Origin of the sequence: Halomonas sabkhae (genome assembly GCF_030409265.1) — a bacterium.
Taxonomy (GTDB): Bacteria; Pseudomonadota; Gammaproteobacteria; order Pseudomonadales; family Halomonadaceae; genus Halomonas; species Halomonas halmophila.
Window position 1 is genome coordinate 165,023 of record NZ_JAUFPM010000001.1, and the last position, 22,172, is coordinate 187,194.

The 22,172-nt window shown below is 64.9% G+C and carries 20 protein-coding genes; 18 read left to right on the forward strand and 2 right to left on the reverse strand.

Translation table 11 applies throughout. From position 1 onward, the window contains the following. Positions 1-58: 58 nt before the first annotated feature. Positions 59-982 (reverse strand): LysR family transcriptional regulator, encoded by a 924-nt coding sequence (locus QWY79_RS00685; RefSeq protein WP_290268884.1) that lies wholly within the window; start codon positions 980-982, stop codon positions 59-61. Positions 983-1,140: 158 nt separating this feature from the next. On the opposite strand from QWY79_RS00685, the gene leuC reads away from it, so the two are divergent. From leuC to QWY79_RS00765, 16 genes are all read left to right on the forward strand, one after another. Further along, positions 1,141-2,577 (forward strand): 3-isopropylmalate dehydratase large subunit, encoded by a 1,437-nt coding sequence (leuC, locus tag QWY79_RS00690; RefSeq protein WP_290268885.1) that lies wholly within the window; start codon positions 1,141-1,143, stop codon positions 2,575-2,577. A gap of 3 nt (positions 2,578-2,580) precedes the next feature. Then, a complete protein-coding gene (gene leuD / locus QWY79_RS00695) occupies positions 2,581-3,225 on the forward strand; it encodes a 3-isopropylmalate dehydratase small subunit (protein WP_290268888.1) in 645 nt (214 codons plus the stop codon). Positions 3,226-3,598: 373 nt separating this feature from the next. Beyond that, positions 3,599-4,678 carry a 3-isopropylmalate dehydrogenase gene (leuB, locus tag QWY79_RS00700; RefSeq protein WP_290268889.1) on the forward strand — a complete coding sequence of 360 codons (1,080 nt, stop codon included), beginning with the start codon at positions 3,599-3,601 and terminating at the stop codon, positions 4,676-4,678. Between the two features lie 100 nt (positions 4,679-4,778). After that, positions 4,779-5,891, forward strand: a complete 1,113-nt coding sequence (gene asd / locus QWY79_RS00705) for an aspartate-semialdehyde dehydrogenase (protein WP_141318102.1) — start codon at positions 4,779-4,781, stop codon at positions 5,889-5,891. Between the two features lie 171 nt (positions 5,892-6,062). Beyond that, positions 6,063-7,055: a tRNA pseudouridine(38-40) synthase TruA gene (truA, locus tag QWY79_RS00710; RefSeq protein WP_290268891.1), complete on the forward strand. Its 993-nt coding sequence runs from the start codon at positions 6,063-6,065 to the stop codon at positions 7,053-7,055. Further along, positions 7,048-7,689 carry a phosphoribosylanthranilate isomerase gene (locus tag QWY79_RS00715; protein WP_290268894.1) on the forward strand — a complete coding sequence of 214 codons (642 nt, stop codon included), beginning with the start codon at positions 7,048-7,050 and terminating at the stop codon, positions 7,687-7,689. Before truA ends, QWY79_RS00715 begins: the two co-directional genes overlap by 8 nt. Positions 7,690-7,749: 60 nt before the next feature. Then, complete coding sequence (gene trpB, locus QWY79_RS00720; RefSeq protein ID WP_290268896.1) at positions 7,750-8,964, forward strand: tryptophan synthase subunit beta; 1,215 nt, start codon at positions 7,750-7,752, stop codon at positions 8,962-8,964. 9 nt (positions 8,965-8,973) lie between these two features. Beyond that, positions 8,974-9,777 (forward strand): tryptophan synthase subunit alpha, encoded by an 804-nt coding sequence (gene trpA / locus QWY79_RS00725; protein ID WP_290268898.1) that lies wholly within the window; start codon positions 8,974-8,976, stop codon positions 9,775-9,777. A 118-nt stretch (positions 9,778-9,895) separates the two neighbouring features. Further along, positions 9,896-10,942, forward strand: a complete 1,047-nt coding sequence (gene accD / locus QWY79_RS00730; protein ID WP_290268900.1) for an acetyl-CoA carboxylase, carboxyltransferase subunit beta — start codon at positions 9,896-9,898, stop codon at positions 10,940-10,942. Positions 10,943-10,952: 10 nt separating this feature from the next. Beyond that, positions 10,953-12,263, forward strand: a complete 1,311-nt coding sequence (gene folC / locus QWY79_RS00735) for a bifunctional tetrahydrofolate synthase/dihydrofolate synthase (protein ID WP_290268902.1) — start codon at positions 10,953-10,955, stop codon at positions 12,261-12,263. Next, positions 12,260-12,940 (forward strand): SPOR domain-containing protein, encoded by a 681-nt coding sequence (locus QWY79_RS00740; protein ID WP_290268905.1) that lies wholly within the window; start codon positions 12,260-12,262, stop codon positions 12,938-12,940. The genes folC and QWY79_RS00740 overlap by 4 nt, the downstream gene beginning before the upstream one ends. A 5-nt stretch (positions 12,941-12,945) precedes the next feature. After that, positions 12,946-13,518, forward strand: a complete 573-nt coding sequence (locus QWY79_RS00745) for a CvpA family protein (RefSeq protein WP_290268907.1) — start codon at positions 12,946-12,948, stop codon at positions 13,516-13,518. Between the two features lie 59 nt (positions 13,519-13,577). Then, on the forward strand, positions 13,578-15,095 hold the full coding sequence (purF, locus tag QWY79_RS00750) for an amidophosphoribosyltransferase (protein ID WP_290268909.1): 1,518 nt from the start codon (positions 13,578-13,580) through the stop codon (positions 15,093-15,095). 10 nt (positions 15,096-15,105) lie between these two features. After that, on the forward strand, positions 15,106-16,302 hold the full coding sequence (locus tag QWY79_RS00755) for an O-succinylhomoserine sulfhydrylase (RefSeq protein WP_290268911.1): 1,197 nt from the start codon (positions 15,106-15,108) through the stop codon (positions 16,300-16,302). A 115-nt stretch (positions 16,303-16,417) separates the two neighbouring features. After that, on the forward strand, positions 16,418-16,972 hold the full coding sequence (locus QWY79_RS00760; protein ID WP_290268913.1) for a cytochrome b: 555 nt from the start codon (positions 16,418-16,420) through the stop codon (positions 16,970-16,972). 51 nt (positions 16,973-17,023) lie between these two features. Next, a complete protein-coding gene (locus tag QWY79_RS00765) occupies positions 17,024-17,608 on the forward strand; it encodes a YceI family protein (protein ID WP_290269113.1) in 585 nt (194 codons plus the stop codon). 175 nt (positions 17,609-17,783) lie between these two features. On the opposite strand, the gene QWY79_RS00770 is transcribed toward QWY79_RS00765, so the two are convergent. Next, on the reverse strand, positions 17,784-18,575 hold the full coding sequence (locus tag QWY79_RS00770; RefSeq protein ID WP_290268916.1) for a 2OG-Fe dioxygenase family protein: 792 nt from the start codon (positions 18,573-18,575) through the stop codon (positions 17,784-17,786). A gap of 263 nt (positions 18,576-18,838) precedes the next feature. On the opposite strand from QWY79_RS00770, the gene QWY79_RS00775 reads away from it, so the two are divergent. Further along, positions 18,839-20,653: a putative bifunctional diguanylate cyclase/phosphodiesterase gene (locus QWY79_RS00775; RefSeq protein ID WP_290268918.1), complete on the forward strand. Its 1,815-nt coding sequence runs from the start codon at positions 18,839-18,841 to the stop codon at positions 20,651-20,653. A 156-nt stretch (positions 20,654-20,809) separates the two neighbouring features. Further along, complete coding sequence (locus QWY79_RS00780) at positions 20,810-22,099, forward strand: MATE family efflux transporter (protein WP_290269114.1); 1,290 nt, start codon at positions 20,810-20,812, stop codon at positions 22,097-22,099. The last annotated feature ends 73 nt before the right edge of the window (positions 22,100-22,172 follow it).

Consider the following 22,172-nt stretch of genomic DNA (forward strand, 5'->3'; position numbering starts at 1 on the left):
TATAGCATCCTAAGCAACTGTCCGGCGTGGCTCAAGTCGGCCACGGCGTCCGCTGCGCTCACGCCTCGCTCGCCGGTGCTGACGAGCCTGGGCTCCAGGCCTGCGCCTCCGCTGTGCGCGCCGCATCGAACATCTCGAGCATGGCCCGCGCGGCGTTGGACAGGGTGCGATTGCGGTGGACCAGATAGCCCAGCGGTCGCTGGATGGGGGGATGGTCGACGTCCAGCTCCTGCAGTTCCTCTCCCAGCATGCTCTCCGGCAGCAGGCTCCAGCCCAGCCCGATGCCGGTCATCATCTTGAGGGTCTCCAGGTAATTGGTGGAGATGGCCACCGGCAATTCGAGGCCGGCCGCCGCGAAGCGGGATTCGACCAGGCGACGGGTGAAGGTCATCGGACCGGGCAGCACGGCATCATGCGCGCAGAGTTCCTGCAGGGCCAGTTGCCGGCGGCGCGCCAGGGGGTGATGCCGGGCGCAGACGAAGCACAGCCGGTCGATCCACACCGGTACCGTGGTCAATTGAGGCTCCGGCGTGGGCGACAGGGTGGCCGCGGCGATTTCCAGCTCGCCATCCAGCACGCCCTGATAGGCCTGCTCGGAGTCGAGGAAATGCAGATCCAGGCGGACCCGGCGATGGCGGTGGGTGTAGTCCTCCAGCAGGGACGGCAGACGGTGCAGCCCCAGGTGGTGGCTGGTGGCCAGCGTCAGCCTGCCGGCCACATCGCCGCTCAGGTTGCCCAGGGCACGCCGGCTGTCGTCGACCATGACCAGGATGCGCCGTGCCCGGGGCAGCAGCAGTCGGCCGGCCTCGGTCAGCGCCACTCGCCGCCCGATGCGATCGAAAAGGCGCGCATCGATCTGCCCCTCGAGCACGGCGATGCGCTTGCTGACTGCCGGTTGCGTCAGATGCAGCTGCTCGGCGGCACGCGAAAAGCTGCCGCTGTCGGCCACCGCAAGGAAGGCTTGCAGGCTCTGGGTATCCATGGCGACTCCCGCTTAACTATTCCATTATGGAATGCGTTAAATAAATAACATGAATTGCTTTTATGCGCACGCCGCGGGACACTTGTCATCATACTCAATAAGGGCAGATTCACTGCCCCACCGTGACGCAACATGCGGGCCCTGCCCGGGAGGAAGACATGCCAGGCCAGACACTCTACGACAAGCTGTGGTCCCAGCATCTGGTGAAGCAGCGCAATGACGGCACCGCCCTCATCTATATCGACCGACACCTGCTGCACGAGGTCACCTCGCCGCAGGCCTTCGAGGGCCTGCGTCTGGCCGGCCGGCGCCCGTGGCGCATCGACGCCAACCTGGCCACCCCGGATCATAACGTGCCCACCACCCTGGTCGAGCGTTCCGAAGGCAATGCCGGCATCAAGGACCAGGTCTCCCTGATTCAGGTGCAGACCCTGGATGACAACTGCGAGTCCTTCGGCATCGAGGAATTCCGCATCAATGACCCGCGCCAGGGCATCGTGCACGTGGTCGGGCCGGAGCAGGGCGCAACCCTGCCGGGCATGACCGTCGTCTGCGGGGACTCGCATACGGCGACCCACGGCGCCTTTGCGGCCCTGTCGCATGGCATCGGCACTTCCGAGGTCGAGCATGTGCTGGCGACCCAGTGCCTGCTGGCGCAGAAGATGAAGAACATGCAGGTGCGTGTCGAAGGCGAACTCGGCGAGGGCGTGACCGCCAAGGATGTCGTGCTGGCCATCATCGGCCGCATCGGCACCGCCGGCGGCACGGGCTACGCCATCGAATTCGCCGGCAGCGCCATTCGCGGGCTTTCCATGGAAGGCCGCATGACCGTCTGCAACATGGCCATCGAGGCGGGTGCCCGGGTCGGTCTGATCGCCGTGGACGACACCACCATCGATTATCTGCGCGACCGCCACTATGCCCCGCGTGGCGAGATGTGGGACGCCGCCGTGGCCGACTGGCGTCAGCTGGTGTCGGATGCCGAGGCCGAGTTCGACAAGGTCGTCACCCTGGATGCCGCCGATATCGAGCCGCAGGTGTCCTGGGGCACCAGCCCGGAAATGGTCACCGGCGTGGGCGGTGAAGTGCCCGATCCGGACGAGGCCGGCGATGACACGGCGCGCACCGGCATCATCCGCGCGCTGGACTACATGGGGCTGGCGCCGCGGCAGAAGATCACCGATATCCGTCTCGACAAGGTCTTCATCGGCTCCTGCACCAACTCGCGGATCGAGGATCTGCGCGCCGCCGCCAAGGTCGCCAGGGGCCACAAGGTGGCCGATTCGGTGGCACTGGCCATGGTGGTGCCGGGTTCCGGGCTGGTGAAGCGCCAGGCCGAGGAAGAGGGCCTGGACAAGGTCTTCCTGGACGCCGGTTTCGAATGGCGCGAGCCCGGCTGCTCCATGTGCCTGGCCATGAATGCCGACAAGCTGGGCGCCGGCGAACACTGCGCCTCGACCTCGAACCGCAACTTCGAGGGGCGCCAGGGCTATGGCGGGCGGACCCACCTGGTGAGCCCGGCCATGGCCGCTGCCGCCGCGATTGCCGGGCATTTCGTCGATGTCCGCCATTTCGACACTGCCCAGGAGGCCTGAGCCATGCAGCAATTTCATCACCTCGACGGCCTGGTGGCCCCGCTGGATCGCGCCAACGTCGATACCGACCTGATCATCCCCAAGCAGTTCCTGAAGTCGATCAAGCGCACCGGCTTCGGCGTCAACCTGTTCGACGAGCTGCGCTATCTCGATGAGGGCTATCCCGGTCAGGATGCCTCGCAGCGTCCGCTCAACCCGGACTTCGTGCTCAATCAGCCGCGTTATCAGGGCGCCAGCATCCTGCTGGCGCGCCACAACTTCGGTTGCGGCAGCTCCCGCGAGCACGCGCCCTGGGCGCTGGAGGACTTCGGCTTTCGCGTGGTCATCGCGCCGAGCTTTGCCGATATCTTCTACAACAATGCCTTCAAGAACGGCATCCTGCTGGTCAGGCTGAGCGAAACCGAGGTCGACCGCCTGTTCGAGGAAGTCGCCGCCAATGAGGGCTACCGGCTGGAGGTGGATCTGGAGAAGCAGCGCGTGACCACGCCGTCGGGGGAGCTGCTGGAGTTCGAGGTCGACGACTTCCGCAAGCACTGCCTGCTGGAAGGGCTCGACGACATCGGCATCACGCTCAAGGACGAAGACGCGATTCACGCCTTCGAGCAACGCCATCGAGTCGAGCGGCCCTGGATGTTTCGCGAAGCCTGACCCGGCTGCGCCGGGAGCTTGAAGATCGTCCGCTTCGCGGCCGTCAGCTTGAAGCTGGAAGTCCCCGGCTGCGCCGGGAGCTTGAAGATCGTCCGCCTCGCGGCCGTCAGCTTGAAGCTGGAAGTCCCCGGCTGCGCCGGGAGCTTGAAGACCGTCCGCTTCGCGGCCGTAAGCTTGAAGCTGGAAGAAAAATCCTTGACCCCATATTGTCGGGGTTCATGCTGCCTTCCAGCTTCCAGCTTCCAGCTTCCAGCTTCCAGCTTCCAGCTTCCAGCTTCCAGCTTCCAGCTTCCAGCTTCCAGCTTCCAGCTTCCAGCTTCCAGCTTCCAGCTTCCAGCTTCCAGCTTCCAGCTTTTACAAGGATTAATTGGTCATGACACGCAAGATTCTGGTTCTCCCGGGCGATGGTATCGGTCCGGAAATCACCGCTCAGGCGAGCCGTGTGCTGGCGGCTTGCCAGGCGCGGGGCCTGGATGTCGAGGTCGAGGAGGCGCCGGTGGGCGGCACGGCCTATGACCTGCATGGTACGCCCCTGCCGGACAGTACCCTCGATCTCGCCCGGGCGGCGGATGCGGTGCTGCTGGGGGCCGTGGGCGGGCCCCAGTGGGACGCGATCGAGGATATCAGCAAGCGCCCGGAGAAAGGGCTGCTGGGGCTGCGCAAGGAGCTGGGACTGTTCGGCAACCTGCGTCCGGCGTTGCTGTATCCGCAGCTGGCCGAGGCCTCGAGCCTCAAGCCGGAACTGGTCGCCGGCCTCGACATCATGATCGTGCGCGAGCTCACCGGGGGCATCTACTTCGGCCAGCCGCGCGGCATCGAAGAGCGCGATGGTCAGCGCGTCGGCTTCAACACCTACATCTACTCCGAGGCGGAGATCGAGCGTATCGGCCGCGTTGCCTTCGAGATGGCACAGAAGCGTGGCAAGAAACTCTGCTCCGTGGACAAGGCAAATGTGCTCGAAGTGACCATGCTGTGGCGCGAGGTCATGGAACGCCTGGCACCCGAGTATCCGGATGTCGAACTGACCCACATGTATGTCGACAACGCTGCCATGCAGCTGGTGCGGGAGCCCAAGCAGTTCGACGTGGTGGTGACCGGCAACATGTTCGGCGACATTCTCTCGGATGCCGCCGCCATGCTCACCGGCTCGATCGGCATGCTGCCGTCCGCCTCGCTCAACGAGAGCGGCCAGGGCATGTACGAACCGTGTCACGGCAGCGCCCCGGATATCGCCGGCCAGGGGCTGGCCAACCCGCTGGCGACGATTCTCTCGGTGGCCATGATGCTGCGTTACTCGCTGGGCGAGAACGCACTCGCCGAGCGTATCGAAGCGGCGGTCGGCAAGGTGCTGGATGATGGCCTGAGGACCGCGGATATCGCCCCGCAGGGTGGCCCGTATGTATCCACGGTCGAGATGGGTGATGCGGTGCTGGCCGCGCTGGAAGCGTCCTGAGGCAGCCATGTGGTGTCGCGATCGCGACAGCAGGGTGGGCGCTGATACGGCATCGTTTTTTCTGTAGTATTAATCGTTCACTTTTTCTGGAGGACTTCACATGTTGAAAGTCGGTTTCGTCGGATGGCGTGGCATGGTCGGCTCCGTGCTGATGCAGCGCATGATCGAAGATGGCGATTTCAGCGGTATCGAGCCGATCTTCTTCACGACCTCCCAGGCCGGTCAGCCCGGTCCCGATGTCGGTGTGGACGTGCCCGCGCTGAAGGATGCCCACGATCTCGAGGCGCTGAAGGCCCTGGACGTGATCATCACCTGTCAGGGTGGCGATTACACCCAGGCGGTCTACGCCGACCTGCGCGGCGAAGGCTGGAAAGGCTACTGGATCGATGCCGCCAGCACCCTGCGCATGGCCGATGACGCCACCATCGTCCTCGACCCGGTCAACCGCAAGGTCATCGACGAGCAGCTGGCGCGTGGTGCCAGGACCTTCACGGGTGGTAACTGCACGGTCAGCCTGATGATGATGGGCCTCGGCGGGCTCTTCGAGTCTGACATGGTCGAATGGATGACCTCCATGACCTATCAGGCGGCTTCCGGCTCGGGTGCCAAGCACATGCGCGAACTGCTCAACCAGATGGGCACGCTGCGTGACAGTGTGGCCACCGAGCTGGCGGATCCGGGCAGTGCCATTCTGGATATCGATCGCCAGGTGACCGCGGCCATGCGCGGCGGCGACTTCCCGGTCGACAACTTCGGTGCCCCTCTGGCCGGCAGCCTGCTGCCATGGATCGACTCCAAGCTCGATAATGGCCAGAGCCGCGAAGAGTGGAAGGGCTCGGTGGAGACCAACAAGATTCTCGGTCGCCAGGACAACCCGATCCCCATCGACGGGCTCTGTGTGCGGATCGGCGCCATGCGCTCGCACAGCCAGGCCTTCACCATCAAGCTCAAGCAGGATGTGCCGCTCGACGAGATCGAGGAGCGCATCGCGACCCACAACGACTGGGTCAAGCTGATCCCCAACGACAAGGATGCCACCAACGACAGCCTGACGCCGGCCGCCGCGACCGGCACCCTGACGGTCCCGGTGGGCCGCCTGCGCAAGCTGGCCATGGGCGGTGAATACCTGTCCGCCTTCAGCGTCGGCGACCAGCTGCTGTGGGGTGCCGCCGAGCCGCTCAAGCGTATGTTGAAGATCCTGCGCGAGCAGTAAATCGGCTCGCCCGCCATGCGCGTGCGTCGCGGGGCGCCCTGACAGGGGCGCCCCGTTTCTTTTCAGGACGGTCCCACGGCTGGCGTTATGCGCGTCTGGCAGGGATAATGTGGCGTCATATCTTTCCGGGCAGCCGCCTGGTGAATCCCGAGCCGATGACCCGATCGCACCATGAGCTTTTTTCGACGTCTTGACGAGAACCAGCCCCTGACAGGCCGCCTGGCCATGTCCGTGGAGTATGACGGCAGTCATTACTGTGGCTGGCAGCGCCTCAAGCATGCGCCTTCCATCCAGGGCGCCCTCGAGAGGGCCCTGTCGCGGGTAGCCAGTGCGCCGGTCGATCTGCATGCCAGTGGACGCACCGACTCCGGGGTGCACGCCACGCGACAGATCCTGCACTTCGACCCGCCGGCAGCGCGCTCCGCCAAGGCCTGGGTGTTCGGCGGCAATGCCAACCTGCCCGGTGACATTGCCATCCGCTGGGTCAAGTCGGTGGATGAAGCCTTCCATGCGCGCTTCATGGCGCTGGCCCGGCGCTATCGTTATGTCTGGCTCAACCAGCCCACCCGGCCGGTACTCGAGCGTGCCAACGTCACCTGGTGTCGTGATCCGCTGGACGCCGAGGCCATGAACGAAGCGGCCCAGGTGCTGGTCGGCGAGCATGACTTCTCCAGTTTTCGCGCCGCCGGCTGTCAGTCGCGAACACCCTGGCGCCACCTGCACTTCATCGAGGTGAAGCGCCATGGTCCCTATCTGGTGCTGGATGTCCAGGGCAATGCCTTCCTGCACCACATGATCCGCAATATTGCCGGCGCCCTGATGCGGGTCGGGCGTGGCGAACAGGGCACCGACTATCTCGGCCGTCTGCTGGCGCTGCAGAACCGGGCGCTGGGCGATATCACCGCTCCGGCGCACGGCCTGCATTTCGTCGACTCGATCTATGACGCGGCCTGGGACCTGCCCGCTGAACCACTGGGCCCCAATCTGCTGGCCTTGCTCGGCGAGTGGACCGGGGAACGCCCCTTGCCGAGCATACGCCCCGAGCTTTTGCGCGGGCGGAGTCGGGAAGAGGGGCTGGCCTTTGCCGCGGCGCGCGCCGCGGCCGATGCCGGGGCCGCCGAGGCTCAGCCGCGCGGCGATGAACAGGAGTCCGCCGATGCTTGATCATGCCAGCCGGGCCGCGCGAACCCGGGTGAAATTCTGTGGCCTGACGCGGGCCGAGGATGTCGATGCGGCCGTTGCGGCGGGGGTCGATGCCCTCGGCTTCGTGCTGTGGCCGGGCAGCAAACGCGCCATCTCGCTGGACCGGCTGACCGCACTGAGCGACCGGGTGCCGGCCTTCGTGACCCGGGTGGGACTCTTTGTCGATGCATCGCCCGAGGAGGTCGAGGCGGCGGGGGCGCACCTCGATCTGCTGCAGTTTCATGGTAACGAGGCGCCCGCGGCCTGTGCGGCCTCCGGCAGTCCCTGGATCAAGGCGCTGCGCATGCGCGACGAGCTCGATCTCGACGCGGCAGCCGCGCGCTTCAGCGGGGCGCGGGCGCTTTTGCTGGATGCCTATCGGCCCGGTGTGCCGGGCGGCACCGGCGAGACCTTCGACTGGTCGCGGATCCCCGCAAGCCTGGCAAAACCTGTTATCCTCGCCGGAGGTCTTGCGCCGACCAATGTTGGCGAAGCCATCGCCGGGGTGGCTCCCCATGCGGTGGATGTTTCCGGCGGCATCGAGGCCGAGCCCGGCATCAAGGATGCCGGTGCAATGACGGCCTTCATGAGCGCGGTGCGCCGCGCCGATTCATGATTCCATTCACCGTTGTGCTGTGCATCGACAACGCTACACCGATCCTGTGAGGTGTCTTTCGTGAGCAAGTTCAGTGACCTGACCCGACTGCCGGACGACCGCGGCCACTTCGGCCCCTATGGTGGCCGGTTCGTCTCGGAGACCCTGAGCTTCGCCCTGGAGGATCTGGAGAAGACCTATCGGCGTCTTCGTGAGGATCCGCAGTTCCAGGCCGAGTTCGACCATGATCTGGCCCACTATGTGGGGCGTCCATCACCGCTCTATCATGCCGAGCGATGGTCGAACCGGATCGGTGGGGCACAGATCTGGCTGAAGCGCGAAGACCTCAACCACACCGGGGCGCACAAGGTGAACAACACCATCGGCCAGGCACTGCTCGCCAAGAACAGCGGCAAGCCCAGGGTGATCGCCGAGACCGGGGCCGGCCAGCACGGCGTGGCCACGGCCACGGTGGCCGCGCGTCTGGGACTGCAGTGCGAGGTCTACATGGGGGCCGCGGATGTCGAGCGCCAGAAGCTCAACGTCTATCGCATGCGGCTGCTCGGTGCCACGGTCATTCCGGTCGAGTCGGGCACCCGTACGCTCAAGGACGCCATGAACGAGGCATTGCGTGACTGGGTGACCAATGTCGATGACACCTTCTACATCATTGGCACCGTGGCGGGGCCGCATCCCTATCCCATGCTGGTGCGCGACTTCAACGCCGTGGTCGGGCGTGAAGCACGCCGCCAGTCATTCGAAGAGTTCGGCCGCCTGCCCGACGCCCTGGTCGCCTGTGTCGGCGGCGGTTCCAATGCCATCGGCCTGTTCTATCCGTTCGCCGAGGATGACGAGGTGGCCATGTTCGGTGTCGAGGCCGGCGGCGATGGTGTCGCCACCGGGCGGCATGCGGCACCGCTGACGTCCGGTGCGCCACATGGCGTGCTGCATGGCAACCGCACCTACCTGATGTCCGACGAGGGTGGCCAGGTTTCCGATACCCACTCGATATCGGCGGGCCTCGATTATCCGGGTGTGGGCCCCGAGCATGCCATGTGGAAGGATGTCGGCCGCGTCGAGTATGTGGCCGCCAATGATGATGCCGTGCTCGAGGCGTTTCGCGAGCTGACGCATGTCGAGGGCATCATGCCGGCGCTCGAGTCGGCCCATGCACTGGCCCATGCCAGGCAGCTGGCAGCGACCATGCGGCCCGACCAGCACATCGTGGTCAACCTTTCCGGGCGCGGTGACAAGGACATCATGACCGTTGCCAAGCTTGACGGCATCGAATTCTAAGGAAGCCTGATGAATCGTATCGATCAACGTTTTGCCGATCTGAAGGCGCAGGACCGCCGCGCACTGATTCCCTATATCACCGCCGGTGATCCGTCCCCGGCGTACACCGTGGGCTTCATGCATGCCCTGGTGCGCGGCGGTGCCGATGTCATCGAGCTGGGGGTGCCGTTTTCCGACCCCATGGCCGATGGCCCGGTCATCCAGAAAGCCTGTGAAAGGGCCCTGCGCCATGACGTTCGCCTGGTGGACCTGCTGGAGATGGTCAGCGAGTTCCGCCGTGACGATCCGCATACCCCGGTCGTGCTGATGGGCTACCTCAACCCCGTCGAGCGTCTGGGGGGCGAGCACTTTGCCGATCGGGCCGCCGAGGCCGGTGTCGATGGCGTGCTGCTTGTCGACATGCCGCCGGAAGAAGCCGACCTGCTCGGGCCGGTGCTCAAGGCACGCGGTCTGGCCTCGATCTTCCTGGTGGCCCCTACCACTTCGCATGCTCGGGCCGCTACAATATGCGCCCATGGTGAGGGGTATCTCTATTATGTCTCGCTCAAGGGCGTCACCGGCGGGGCGGCGGCCGATGCCGCGGACATCGCGGACCACCTGGCGCCCCTGCGCGAGATGACCGACCTGCCGTTGTGCGTCGGGTTCGGCATTCGCGACGGCGCCTCGGCGGCGGCCGTCGGCCAGGTGGCGGATGGCGTCATCGTCGGCAGTGTCCTGGTGCAGCAGATCGCCGACAACGCCGAGACACCCGAGGCGATCCCCGCGGCCCTGGAAGCGGTGCTGGGGGAAATGCGTCAGGCCCTGGACACCTGAACGCCTTGCTGGGCTCTCGCTCGCTGGACCTGCAACAGGCGCTGACGAACTTGAGTCGACCGATTTGATTTGGCCCCCGCCCGGCGGGGGCGACAGTACAAAGGGAAGCGATTCTGACATGAGCTGGCTAGACAAGATCGTGCCCTCGGTGGGGCGCATTCAGCGCAAGGACCGGCGTACCACGAGCGTTCCCGACGGCCTGTGGCGTAAGTGTCCCAAGTGCGAGTCGGTGCTCTACCTGCCGGAGCTCGAGAAGCATCACAACGTCTGCCCCAAGTGTGATCATCATCTGCGCCTGACCGCTCGCAAGCGGCTCGACTGGTTCCTCGACAAGGAAGGGCGGGAGGAAATCGCCGCCGACCTCGAGCCGGTCGACCGCCTGCGATTCCGCGACTCCAAGAAGTACAAGGACCGCCTGGCGGCCGCCCAGAAGTCGACCGGCGAGAAGGATGGCCTGATCGCCATGCGCGGCTCGCTGGAAGGCCTGCCGGTGGTCGCCGTGGCCTTCGAGTTCACCTTCATGGGCGGCTCGATGGGCACCGTGGTCGGCGAGAAGTTCGTGCGTGCCGCGACCCTGGCCCATGATGAAGGCGTGCCGCTGGTCTGCTTCGCCGCCTCCGGCGGGGCGCGCATGCAGGAAGCGCTGTTCTCGCTGATGCAGATGGCCAAGACCTCGGCCGCGCTCGAGAAGCTCAAGGAAGCCGGGGTGCCCTATATCTCGGTGCTCACGGATCCGGTGTTCGGTGGTGTCTCGGCATCGCTGGCCATGCTCGGCGATATCAATGTGGCCGAGCCCAATGCCCTGATCGGCTTTGCCGGCCCGCGGGTCATCGAGCAGACCGTGCGCGAACAACTGCCGGAAGGCTTCCAGCGCAGCGAGTTCCTGCTCGAGCACGGCGCCGTGGACATGATCGTCCACCGCCAGGAGATCCGCGAGCGTCTGGGCGGCATGCTGCGCAAGTTCACGCATCAGCCGGCCAATGGACCGGCGGCGCATGGCGGTGAAGAGCCCGACCTAGTGGATCGCGCCGAACAGGCCGAGGAGTCGCCGCAAGAGCCGCTGACACAAGAGCCGGCGGCGTCCGAGGAGGTCCCGCAAGAGGCTGGCGGCGACAGCGAGAGTTCGGAGTCCGAGCCGACGCCACGCTCCGACGGCCAGCGCTGAGTTAGGCGTCATGAACGAAACGGCTTCACCCACCGAGCTCGAGGCCTGGCTGAGGCGACTGGAGGCGGCTCATCCAGTGGATATCGACCTCGGCCTGGAGCGTGTGGCCGAGGTGGCGCAACGCATGGGGCTGTTCGACGGCCCCGTCGCCGAGCGGATCATCAGCGTCGCCGGTACCAACGGCAAGGGCTCCACCGTGGCCATGCTGGAGTCGCTGGCCAGCCAGCACGGCCTGTCCACGGCCACCTACACCTCTCCCCACCTGCTTCGCTACAACGAGCGGCTCCACCTGAACGGCCAGGAGGCCGATGACGCGACCCTGATGGACGCCTTCAGGGCCGTTGAAGCGGCGCGCCTGGCGGGTGAGCCGGTCAGCCTGACCTATTTCGAGGTCGGCACCCTGGCCGCCCTGCATGCCATTCGTAACCTGTCACCTCAACTGGCCATTCTCGAAGTCGGCCTGGGCGGCCGCCTCGATGCGGTCAATGTCGTCGACGCGGATGTGGCCGTGGTGACCACCATCGCGCTGGACCATGCGGCCTTTCTGGGCGATGACCTGGCGAGTATCGGTCGCGAGAAGGCCGGCATCATGCGGTCGGGACGACCGGCCGTCCTAGGATCCCGCAGCCTGCCCGCCAGTGTCCGCGAGGCGGCGGACTCCTTGCCGGCGCCGGTCTTTGCGCTGGACGAGGCCTATGGCCTGGAGCAGGAAGCGGCGACCTGGCACTGGTGGCGTCGGGCGGGAGAGCGCATTACGCACCTGCCCGATCCGGGCCTGCCCCTGGACAATGCCGCCACCGCCCTGGCGGCCCTGGCGCTGGCGGGTATCACCCTGAGCCCCGAAGCCTGTCGGGCCGCCATGGCCAATGTCCGCCTGCCGGGGCGCATGCAGTGGGATGGCGCCTGGTGCCTGGATGTGGGGCACAACCCCCAGGCGGCGACTTATGTGGCGACCCGGCTGGCCGAACGGCGCGTCGCCGGCAAGACCTATGCACTCATCGGCATGCTGGGTGACAAGGATGCCGATGGGGTGATCGAGGCCCTGTCGCCGGTCATCGATGCTTGGGTGCCGGCTTCGCTGGAAGGCAGTCGCGCGCGAAGCGCCGATGACCTGGCCGCCTGCCTGCTGCGACATGGTCAGGAAGTCGTCGCCCGGGCCGCGTCGCCCACCGCCGGGGCGCACTGGCTGGAAGGCCGGCTCGAGCCGGAAGATCGTGTGCTGGTCTGTGGTTCTTTCTTCACGGTCGCCGAGGTGCTGGCCGCCCGGGAGAATCCGGCGCAGACTGGTCGGGATGACACGTCCATCGAGGGAATGACATGAAATACGGTATGCGTGAGCGGGTCAGTGGGGCACTGGTACTCATTGCCCTGGCAGTGATCTTTGTGCCTCTCTTGCTGGATGACCCGGCGCCGCGGGAGGAACGCCCCGATCCCGTGCTGACCATCGAACAACCGGTCGATGTCGAGCAGCGTGACGTGGCGGAGCCGACACCGCCGGAAAGCGTCGAACAGCAGCAGGACGCATCGCCCACGACCGCCGACGAGACAGAGGTATCTCAGGCAGCGGTCGAGACGGTTGCCACCGAGGATGCTGAGCGGCAGGAGGCGGCGCAGGAGTCGTCGTCGGAGACCGCGTCCACCGAGGCGTCTCGGGACGAGTCGTCATCGGATACCACCAGTGAGTCGACGTCGAATGACTCGCAGCAGGCCGATGACCCCATCGCCGAACTGGCGCGGGCGGCCGACGAGCGTCAGGCGAACGCTACCCCGGACGGCGAGTGGGCCGTGCAGGTCGGCAGTTTCGGTCAGCCCAGCAACGCCGAAGGTCTTCATGCGCGCCTGCAGGAGCAGGGCTATCCGGCTTATCAGCGGGCGCGTGACAACAACATGACAACGGTCTATGTCGGCCCCTATGCCAGTTCCGAAACGGCCGAGAATGTCATGGGCAAACTCAAGGCGGGGCTGAATCTGCAGGGCCTGCTGGTGAGGACAGAGTGAGCGACATGACGCTGACCTGGATCGACTGGCTGTGTATCGCCGTGCTGGCGCTCACCGCCATCACCGGGCTGTTCCGCGGGCTGGTCCGCGAGGCTCTGGGGCTGGCGTCCTGGGTCGTGGCACTGCTGGCGGCCCGCTGGTTGTCGCAGCCCGTTGCCGAGCGCCTGGCGAGTCTGATCGAGAGCCCCGATGGTCGCCTGGTGCTGGCCTTCGTGCTGGTCGTCTTCGTGGTCATCCTGGCCTGTGGCCTGGTGATCCGCGTCATGCATGCGGCGGTTGAATGGGTCGGCATGGGGCTCTTCAATCGTCTGGCCGGCGCCGCCTTCGGGGCCGCCAAGGGGGGCGCCGTACTGGTACTGGCGACGGTACTGATCGGCCTGACCCCCCTGTCGCAGTTGAATGCCTGGCAGGATGCCGAGCTTCGCCCTCGACTGGAACAGCTGCGCGGCTGGGCCGTCGGGTATCTGATGGAATGGGGAGAACGCCTGCCGGGTTCGACGACCAGCCTGGAACGCCTGGCGTCACCGGCAGCGACCGAAACGCAGGGTGCAGCGCGCGACGGCGCGAGCACGGAATGATCGGAATATCGAGATGGAATGCCCATCTCCTCCACTTTTGGCAAGCGAGGTAAGCAGTAATGTGCGGGATCGTGGGCCTGATGGCCAAGCAGGCGGTGAACCAGGGGATCTATGATGCCCTGACGGTATTGCAGCACCGCGGCCAGGATGCCGCCGGCATGATGACCTGGAACGAAGGACGCTTCCTGCTGCGCAAGAGCAACGGTCTGGTGCGGGATGTCTTTCATACCCGTCACATGACGCGCCTCAAGGGCAATCTGGGTATCGGCCATGTGCGCTATCCGACGGCGGGCTCCTCCAGCGAGGCGGAGTCCCAGCCGCTGTATGTCAATTCCCCCTATGGCATCACCCTGGCGCACAACGGCAACCTGACCAACTCCGAGCAGCTCAAGCAGGAGTTGTTCTCCTCGGACCTGCGCCACATCAACACCAGCTCGGATTCCGAGGTGCTGCTCAACGTCTTCGCCCATGAGCTGGGCAAGCAGGGACTGCACCTGGCGCCCGGGGACATCTTCGATGCCGTGCGTCGGGTGCATCGTCGCTGTCGGGGCGCCTATGGGGCCGTGGCCATCATCAATGGCGTGGGCCTGGTGGCCTTCCGGGATCCCAACGGCATTCGCCCGGTGGTCTTCGGCACGCGCGACGAAGGGGAAGGGCAGGAAGTGATGATTGCCTCGGAGTCGGTAGCGCTGGACGTCGGGGGCTTCGAGCTGCACCGCGATCTGGCGCCGGGCGAGGCAATCTTCGTCGACATGGACGGCCAGATTCACACCCAGGGCTGCGCCGACACGCCGCGCCTGGCGCCCTGCATCTTCGAGCATGTCTATCTGGCGCGTCCCGATACCCTGCTGGATGGCGCCTATGTGTATGGCACGCGCATGCAGATGGGACGCAAGCTGGGCGACCGCATACAGCAGGAGTGGCCGGATCACGATATCGATGTGGTGATCCCCATTCCGGATACCTCGCGGACCTCGGCACTGGAACTGGCCCAGCACCTGGGCGTGACCTATCGCGAAGGCTTCATGAAGAACCGTTATATCGGACGCACCTTCATCATGCCCGGCCAGACCCAGCGCAAGAAGTCGGTGCGCCAGAAGCTCAATGCCATCGACATCGAGTTCAAGGACAAGAACGTGCTGCTGGTGGATGATTCCATCGTGCGGGGCACGACCTGTCGCCAGATCATCCAGATGGCGCGGGAGGCCGGTGCCAACAAGGTGTATTTCGCCTCGGCGGCCCCTCCGGTACGCTATCCGAATGTGTACGGCATCGATATGCCGGCGGCCAACGAACTGATTGCCCACGGGCGCAGTGAGGCCGAGGTCGGCGAACTGATCGGCGCCGATCGCATGGTCTATCAGGATCTGGAAGACCTGAAGCAGGCGTGTCGCGATGTCAATCCGGCGCTCGGCGAGTTCGACTGCTCGGTGTTCGATGGCCATTACATCACCGGTGATATCGATGACGCCTACCTGGCCGACCTCGAAGCGATGCGCAACGACGAGGCCAAGCTGACGAGTGCCGGCGATCATGCGCTGGTCGGCATGCACAACCAGGAAGATGACATCGACTAGGGAGAGCGTCATGCAGGATGACCAGCATACCCCGGAGGACTGGGGGCTTGCGACGCTGGCGGTGCGCGCCGGGCATCGGCGGACGGCCGAGCAGGAGCACAGCGAGCCGATCTTTCCGACCTCCAGCTTCGTCTATGGCAGTGCCGCCGAGGCGGCTCGCAAGTTCGGCGGCGAAGAGCCGGGCAACGTCTATTCGCGCTTCACCAACCCCACGGTGCATACCTTCGAGCGGCGCCTGGCGGCGCTCGAGGGCGGGGAACGCTGCGTGGCCACGGCATCCGGCATGTCGGCGATTCTCGCCACCGCACTGGCGCTGCTGTCCGCCGGTGACGAGATCGTGGCCTCGCGCTCGCTGTTCGGGTCCACGGTGAGCCTGTTCGACAAGTATCTGAGCAAGTTCGGCATCACCACCCGCTATGTGGAACTGTCCAATCTCGACGACTGGGAAGCGGCCCTGAGCCCGGCCACCCGGCTGCTGTTTGCCGAGACGCCATCCAACCCGCTGGCCGAAGTAGTCGATATCGCCGCCCTGTCGCGTATCGCGCAGCGTCACGGGGCCTGGCTGGCCATCGACAACTGCTTTCTGACCCCGGCGTTGCAGCAGCCGCTGGCGCTGGGGGCTGATCTGATCATTCACTCGGCCACCAAGTACCTGGATGGTCAGGGCAGGGCCGTTGGTGGCGCCGTGGTCGGCTCCGACAAGCTGCTCGAGGAGGTCTTCGGCGTCGTGCGCACCTGTGGCCCCTGCATGAGCCCCTTCAATGCCTGGATCTTCACCAAGGGGCTCGAGACGCTGAGCCTGCGCATGAAGGCGCATTGCGCCAGTGCCATGGAACTGGCGCAGTGGCTGGATGCACATCCGGCGGTCGAACGCGTGCATTACAGTGGCCTGCCGCATCATCGCCAGCACGACCTGGCAGCCCGCCAACAGGCGGCGTTCGGAGCCGTGCTGGGCGTCGAGGTCAAGGGCGGGCGCGACGCCGCCTGGTCGGTGATCGACGCCACCCGCCTGCTGTCGATCACCGGCAACCTCGGCGATGCCAAGACGACCATCACCCATCCCGGAACCACGACCCATGGGCGGCTGTCCGCGGAGCAGAAGGCGGCGGCCGGCATCGAGGAGGGCCTGATTCGCGTGGCCGTGGGGCTCGAGGACCTGGATGATATTCGGCGGGATCTGGCGCGAGGGTTGGACGCCCTGGTTTAACCTTAGCGTTCGGCAGTGGTTTTTCCGAATGAAGCGTTCGGCAATTTTCAGCGGACGCTGCGGCCGTGGCATCGTATAGTGCTGTGCAAGTCATGACGTCGCGGGAAGATCGACCATGTGGACCAATACGCGTAGTGGATGGGGTTGGATCAGCATACTGCTGCACTGGGTGAGTGCACTGGCCATTGTCGGCCTCTTTGTGCTCGGCTGGTGGATGACCGGGCTGGGTTACTACTCTGACTGGTACAACCTGGCGCCCTGGTGGCATCGCAGTATCGGCGTGCTGCTGTTGCTGGCGACCCTGGGCAGGCTGGCATGGCGCCTGCTGCAACCCGCTCCGGCCTCGCGCGGCCACCGCCTGGAACGGCTGGCAGCCCATGCCGGCCATGTCCTGCTGTATGTCCTGATGCTGTTGGTATTGATCAGCGGTTATCTGATCGCCACGGCCGAGGGTAAGGGCATCGATGTCTTCGGCTGGTTCCAGGCACCGCCGCTGCTCACCGGACTGCCGGATCAGGCCTCGCTGGCCGGCACGATCCACTGGTATGCCGCCCTGGCACTGATCATCCTGTCCGCGGGTCATGCCCTGGCGGCGATCAAGCACCACCTGGTCGATCGCAACGATGTTCTCGTGCGCATGCTGTTTCCACGCTATACCCGCCGACGTTGACCGTGATAAAGGTGGGCCCTCGCATCATCCCCAACTCAGGAGAGCGACATGATGTTCAAGAAGACCGTGATGAGCGCCAGCCTTGCCGCTGCCGCCCTGGTACCCCTGGCTCAGGCCCAGGCTGCCGAGTACAAGATCGATACCGAAGGCCAGCATGCCTTCGTGCAGTTCAAGATCAGCCACCTGGGCTATTCCTACATCCTGGGGTCCTTCGAGGAGTTTTCCGGCAGCTTTCAGTATGACCCGGACAACCCCGAGGCCTCTGCGGCCAGTGTCGAAGTCGACGTGACCAGCCTGACCACCAATCATGCCGAGCGCGACAAGCACATCAAGAGCGCCGATTTCCTCGATGCCAGCGAGTACCCGACGGCCAGCTTCACGAGCACGGACTTCGAGCCGACCGGTGAGGGCGAGGGCGTGCTGACCGGCGATCTGACCCTGCATGGGGAAACCCGGGAAATCGAAATGCCGGTTACCCTGCTGGGCGAGGGCGAAGACCCCTGGGGCGGCTATCGCGCGGGTTTCGAGGGAAGCACCAACCTGACGCTGTCCAACTACGGCATCGACATGTCCGACTTCCCCGAAGCCATGCATGAACTCGAGCTCTATGTGACCTTCGAGGGACTGCGTCAGTAACGCCGATCCGCGAGACGCGCCATCCGGCACTCCGTGGTGCCTGGTAAGCGAGAACCCCCCTGGCGTCAGCCAGGGGGGTTCTGTTGTAGAGGGTGTCGACAAAGGGCGTCTCGCGAGACGTTTGTCACCCCTCAAGGGCGATGGCGAGATGGCTCACCACCGGACGCGGAAGGACTCAGCCTTCGTTGAGGATGGCGTCGGGGAAGTGACGACGCAGGATGCGGTTCTGGTAGGGATCGACGAACCGGCTGTTGATGATGATGATGAAGCGCTCGAATGCCTGATGAGGCGCCTGCTGCGTGATGGCGTCCACACTGTGGTAGAGCTTGTCGTCACGTAGATGCAGGATATCCCCGGGCGCCAGGGTGGCGTTGGCCACGAGCTCGGTTCCGGCCTTGTCGGTGTAGAGATGGTTATCCGCTCCGACCAGGTTCTGTCGGCTGACCACCATGATGCTCAGGGCCTTGCAGCCATCCGCATGAATCCCCTGGCCCTGCAGCGGATCGATCTTGCCCTCGCCACGCACGCCGGTTATCTGCATCAGGATCGGCTCATTGGCCTGCAGGCCCCAGAGCCCTGCCCAGGCTTTCACGAAGCGCTTGACGTCGTGCCGCTCCAGGAATGCTCGGGTCAAGGGCGCATAATAGCGGAGCTTGTCGGCCATGCTCTCGGCATCGTTGAAGGCTCCACCCTGGGCCATGGGGCAGTGGCCAAGATCCTGCATTTCGCCGGCCTGGTCCAGGGCGAGCCATGCCATGCGCTTCCAGCGCTGCTCCACGTAGGGATCGCGGGGCAGGTCCGTGGTATGCGATTGCCATGCCGATAGATCGATGCGGTTGCGGATATGGGTCAGCGCCCAGTCCTGATGGGCCAGCTGTTCCGTGACTTCCCGCGACCAATAGCCGGTGTGGCTCGTCTCGGGCATTGCGGTGTGGTCGAAGCCATGCTTGAGCTTGTCGAGTTTCATTTTCTACATCCTTTCCAGTTGATTACAAGATTGGTCTTCGTTGCCGAGAAAGCTCAGGCAACATTAAGGAAAGGAAGAGAAAACGCGCCCAATGTCAAAGTGGGGATGGACGAAGAGAGGCAGGTGAGACCGGGTTGGGGCGGAGGCGTGGACCGAGAGTTGCACTAAGTCGCCATCGATGACATTTTGCATGTCTCAAGGCGTTGGGTTGTAAGAAATGACAGTGCACCACGTCGTTTCTTCCTACAGCATCGGGGATCAACATGCTAGGTCGCGTAGCGCGTCTACGAAGGTGGTGGAACAAGATTATTAGGCGACGTCACGGCCTCTTTGGGCGCTTTCAGCCGGCATCGACTGCCTCCGATGGCGTGGAGCGCGTCAGGCAGCAGTATCTGGAAAGCGAGCAGCGTTTTCGCGTCCTCCTGGAAAGCCTCCCCAAGGTGGCTGTCCAGGGGTATGACCGCGAACGCCGCGTCATATACTGGAACGAGGCCAGTACCCGGCTTTACGGCTACACAGCGGCAGAGGCGAGGGGTCGGGCCCTGGAAGATCTGATTATCCCCGGTGAGATGCGTGAGTCGATGATCGAGGCGCATCGGGCCTGGGTCGATGAAGGCAAGGAAATCGCGGCGGAAGAAGTGGAACTCGTTCATCACAGTGGCGAGCGTGTGCCGGTGTTCTCCCATCACGTCATGCTGGGCGAACATACCGACTCTCCTACCATGTTCTGTGTCGATGTCGACCTGTCCGACCAGAAACAGGCCCACCGTGACCTGGATTTTGCCAAGCGCTTCGATGCCCTCACGCATCTGCCCAATCGCACGGCATTCGAGGCCGAGCTCGAGGAAGCACTCGAGACCTGTCTGGTGCGTCATGCCGGCCTGGCCGTGATGTATCTGGACGTCGATCGTTTTTCCGAGATCAACGATGCCCTGGGTTATGACCAGGGGGACCGCCTGCTGGCCCAGATGGCGGGCCGGCTGGGTGAGGAGCAGCGTCTGACGGATCTGATCTCGCGTGTTTCCAGCGATGAGTTCGTGCTGGTCTTTCTGGGCGTTGGTCAGCGCGATGATGTCAGCCGCCTGGTCAGCAAGGTTCAGCACGCCATGCGGCGACCCTTCCTGATCAATGGCGTCGAGCGACGCGTGACGGCAGCTCTCGGGGTCAGCCTGTATCCCGACCATGGCACCAGTGCTCGCGAGTTGATCCGCAACGCCGACGTGGTCAAGAATCGCGCCAAGATGGATGGGCTGGGGGGGCTGCGCTTCTTTCAGCAGCACCATTATGATGAACTGGTGCGCGAGCAGCATCTGGTGGAAAAGCTGGAGCAGGCGATCGAGCGTGACGAGCTCAGCCTGCATTATCAGCCTCAGTTGTCGGTTGCCAGCGGTCGCATCGAGAACCTGGAGGCCCTGCTGCGCTGGAAACCGAGCGATACTGATGCCTTCGTGTCACCTGCCGAGTTCATTCCACTGGCGGAGCGGACCGGCCTGATTCATCGTCTGGGTGATTGGGTCATGGAGGAAGCCTGTCGTCAGCAGGCGGCCTGGAAGCAGGCTGGGCTGACCGGGATACGCGTCGATATCAACCTGTCCGGGCGGCAAATGCTGAGGGCCAATTGCCTGGCCCGTTTCGAGGCGTGCCTGGAACGGCACGGCCTGGCGCCTCAGGATGTCGGCATCGAACTGACCGAGAACGTCCTGATCGAAGCCGCTTCCATGGTGCTGGAAGATCTGCGGCGGCTCTATCATCGGGGGGTGCGTATTGCCATCGATGATTTCGGCACCGGCTATTCATCGCTGAGCTACCTCAAGCATTTTCCCGTGACCTCACTCAAGGTCGATCGTACCTTCATGCAGGACGCTCATCTGCGACCGGAAGACCGCTCCATCCTCGAAGCGGCCATTTTCATTGGCCACCGTCTCGGCCTCGAGGTAGTCGCCGAGGGTGTCGAGTGTGCCGAGCAATTGACGCTGATCCGTCAGATGCACTGTGACCTGGCCCAGGGCTATTACTTCCACCGGCCCATGGGCGTCGCGGATGTTCAGCGGCTGCTGGAGACCAGTGAATTGCCCTGATGTTCGCATCAGCGGCCGGGTGCATACGGGAGGCCCACGCTTCGCCATGCATGACGTAGAATGGTCGCGTTGTCATGCACTGGAGTCTCTGTGAGCCGTAACGATTCGACCGCGACGTCTTCCCTGGGTGCCACACTGTGGCGCCAGACCTGGCCGATGGCCATCGGTGTGCTGTCCCTGCTGGGGTTTCAACTGGTGGACAGTGCCTTCATTGCCCGTCTGGGTACCGCGCCCCTGGCCGCCCAGACCTTCACCTTCCCGCTGGGCTTTCTGATCATCGGTGTCCAGGTGGGCATGGGGATCGCCATTGCTGCCTTGATCTCGCGTGCTCTGGGGGCCGACGAGTTCGATTCGGCCAGACGCCTGGGGAGCCTGGTGCTGATCAGTGGTGCCGGCGTGATCGCGTTGCTGGCGCTGTTGCTGTGGTGGTGGCAGGCGCCGATCTTTCTGCGCCTGGGAGCAGCGCCCGAGTCCCTGTCGCTGATCCGCAGCTACTGGAATCCGCAGCTGGTGGCTGCCTGGGTCGGCGCCTGTCTGTACTTCGGCTACAGCCTGTTTCGTGCCCATGGGGATACGCGTCTGCCGGGCATCCTGATGGTCACCACCAGCTTCGCCAACCTGGTCCTCGATCCGCTGCTGATCTTCGGTATCGGTCCCTGGGAGGGGCTGGGGCTGCCGGGTGCCGCCATTGCCACCGTGCTCGCCTTTGGCCTGGGCCTGGCCATTCTGGCGTGGCGGCTGTCGCGACATGACTGGTTGTCGGCCCGAGGGCTGACAGGAGAGCTGCGCGTTTCCGTGAGACCCTTCGCCGGTATTGCCGGGCCGGCCATGATCAGCCAGTTGATGCCGCCCCTGGCCGCCATGCTGGCGCTCTCGGCGGTGGCCGGTCTGGGCGAGTCGCAAGTGGCTGCCTGGGGGCTGGCCAATCGTCTGGAGACCGTCTCGCTGATGGTGGTGCTGGCCCTGACCATGTCGCTGCCACCCTGGCTGGGACGTTGCTATGGTGCCGGCGATTGGCAGCAGGTGCATCGGCTGCTGCGGCTGGCCTTGCGGGTGGTGGTCATCTGGCAACTGGCGCTGGGGCTGATACTGGCGGTGGCTGCTCCCTGGCTGGCCCAGGCGCTGGCCGGCAACCCCGAAGTGCGTCACGACCTCGCCATGCTGATTCGCTTCATGCTGCCGAGTTATGCGGCCCTGGGTGTGTGCATGCTGGTCGTCTCGGCCGGCAATGCGCTGGGCTGGCCCCTGCGGGCGATGCTGATGTCGGCGGCGCGACTCTTCGTCTTCTATCTGCCCTGTCTCTGGGCCGGGGTCTGGATGGCGGGGCTCATCGGCCTGGCGGCCGGGGCGGCGCTGGGCAATCTGCTGGCAGGCCTGGCCGCCTGGTGGCTGCTGCGTCGGGTGCTGGCCAGTCCGCGGCGTGCCGTTGCCGAGCCGGCCGGGTAACGAGGCTTCAGCAGAGGGCGCGCCTCGGCCTGTCGCCATGCAAAGGGGCCCCGCGATCCCGCGGGGCCCCCGA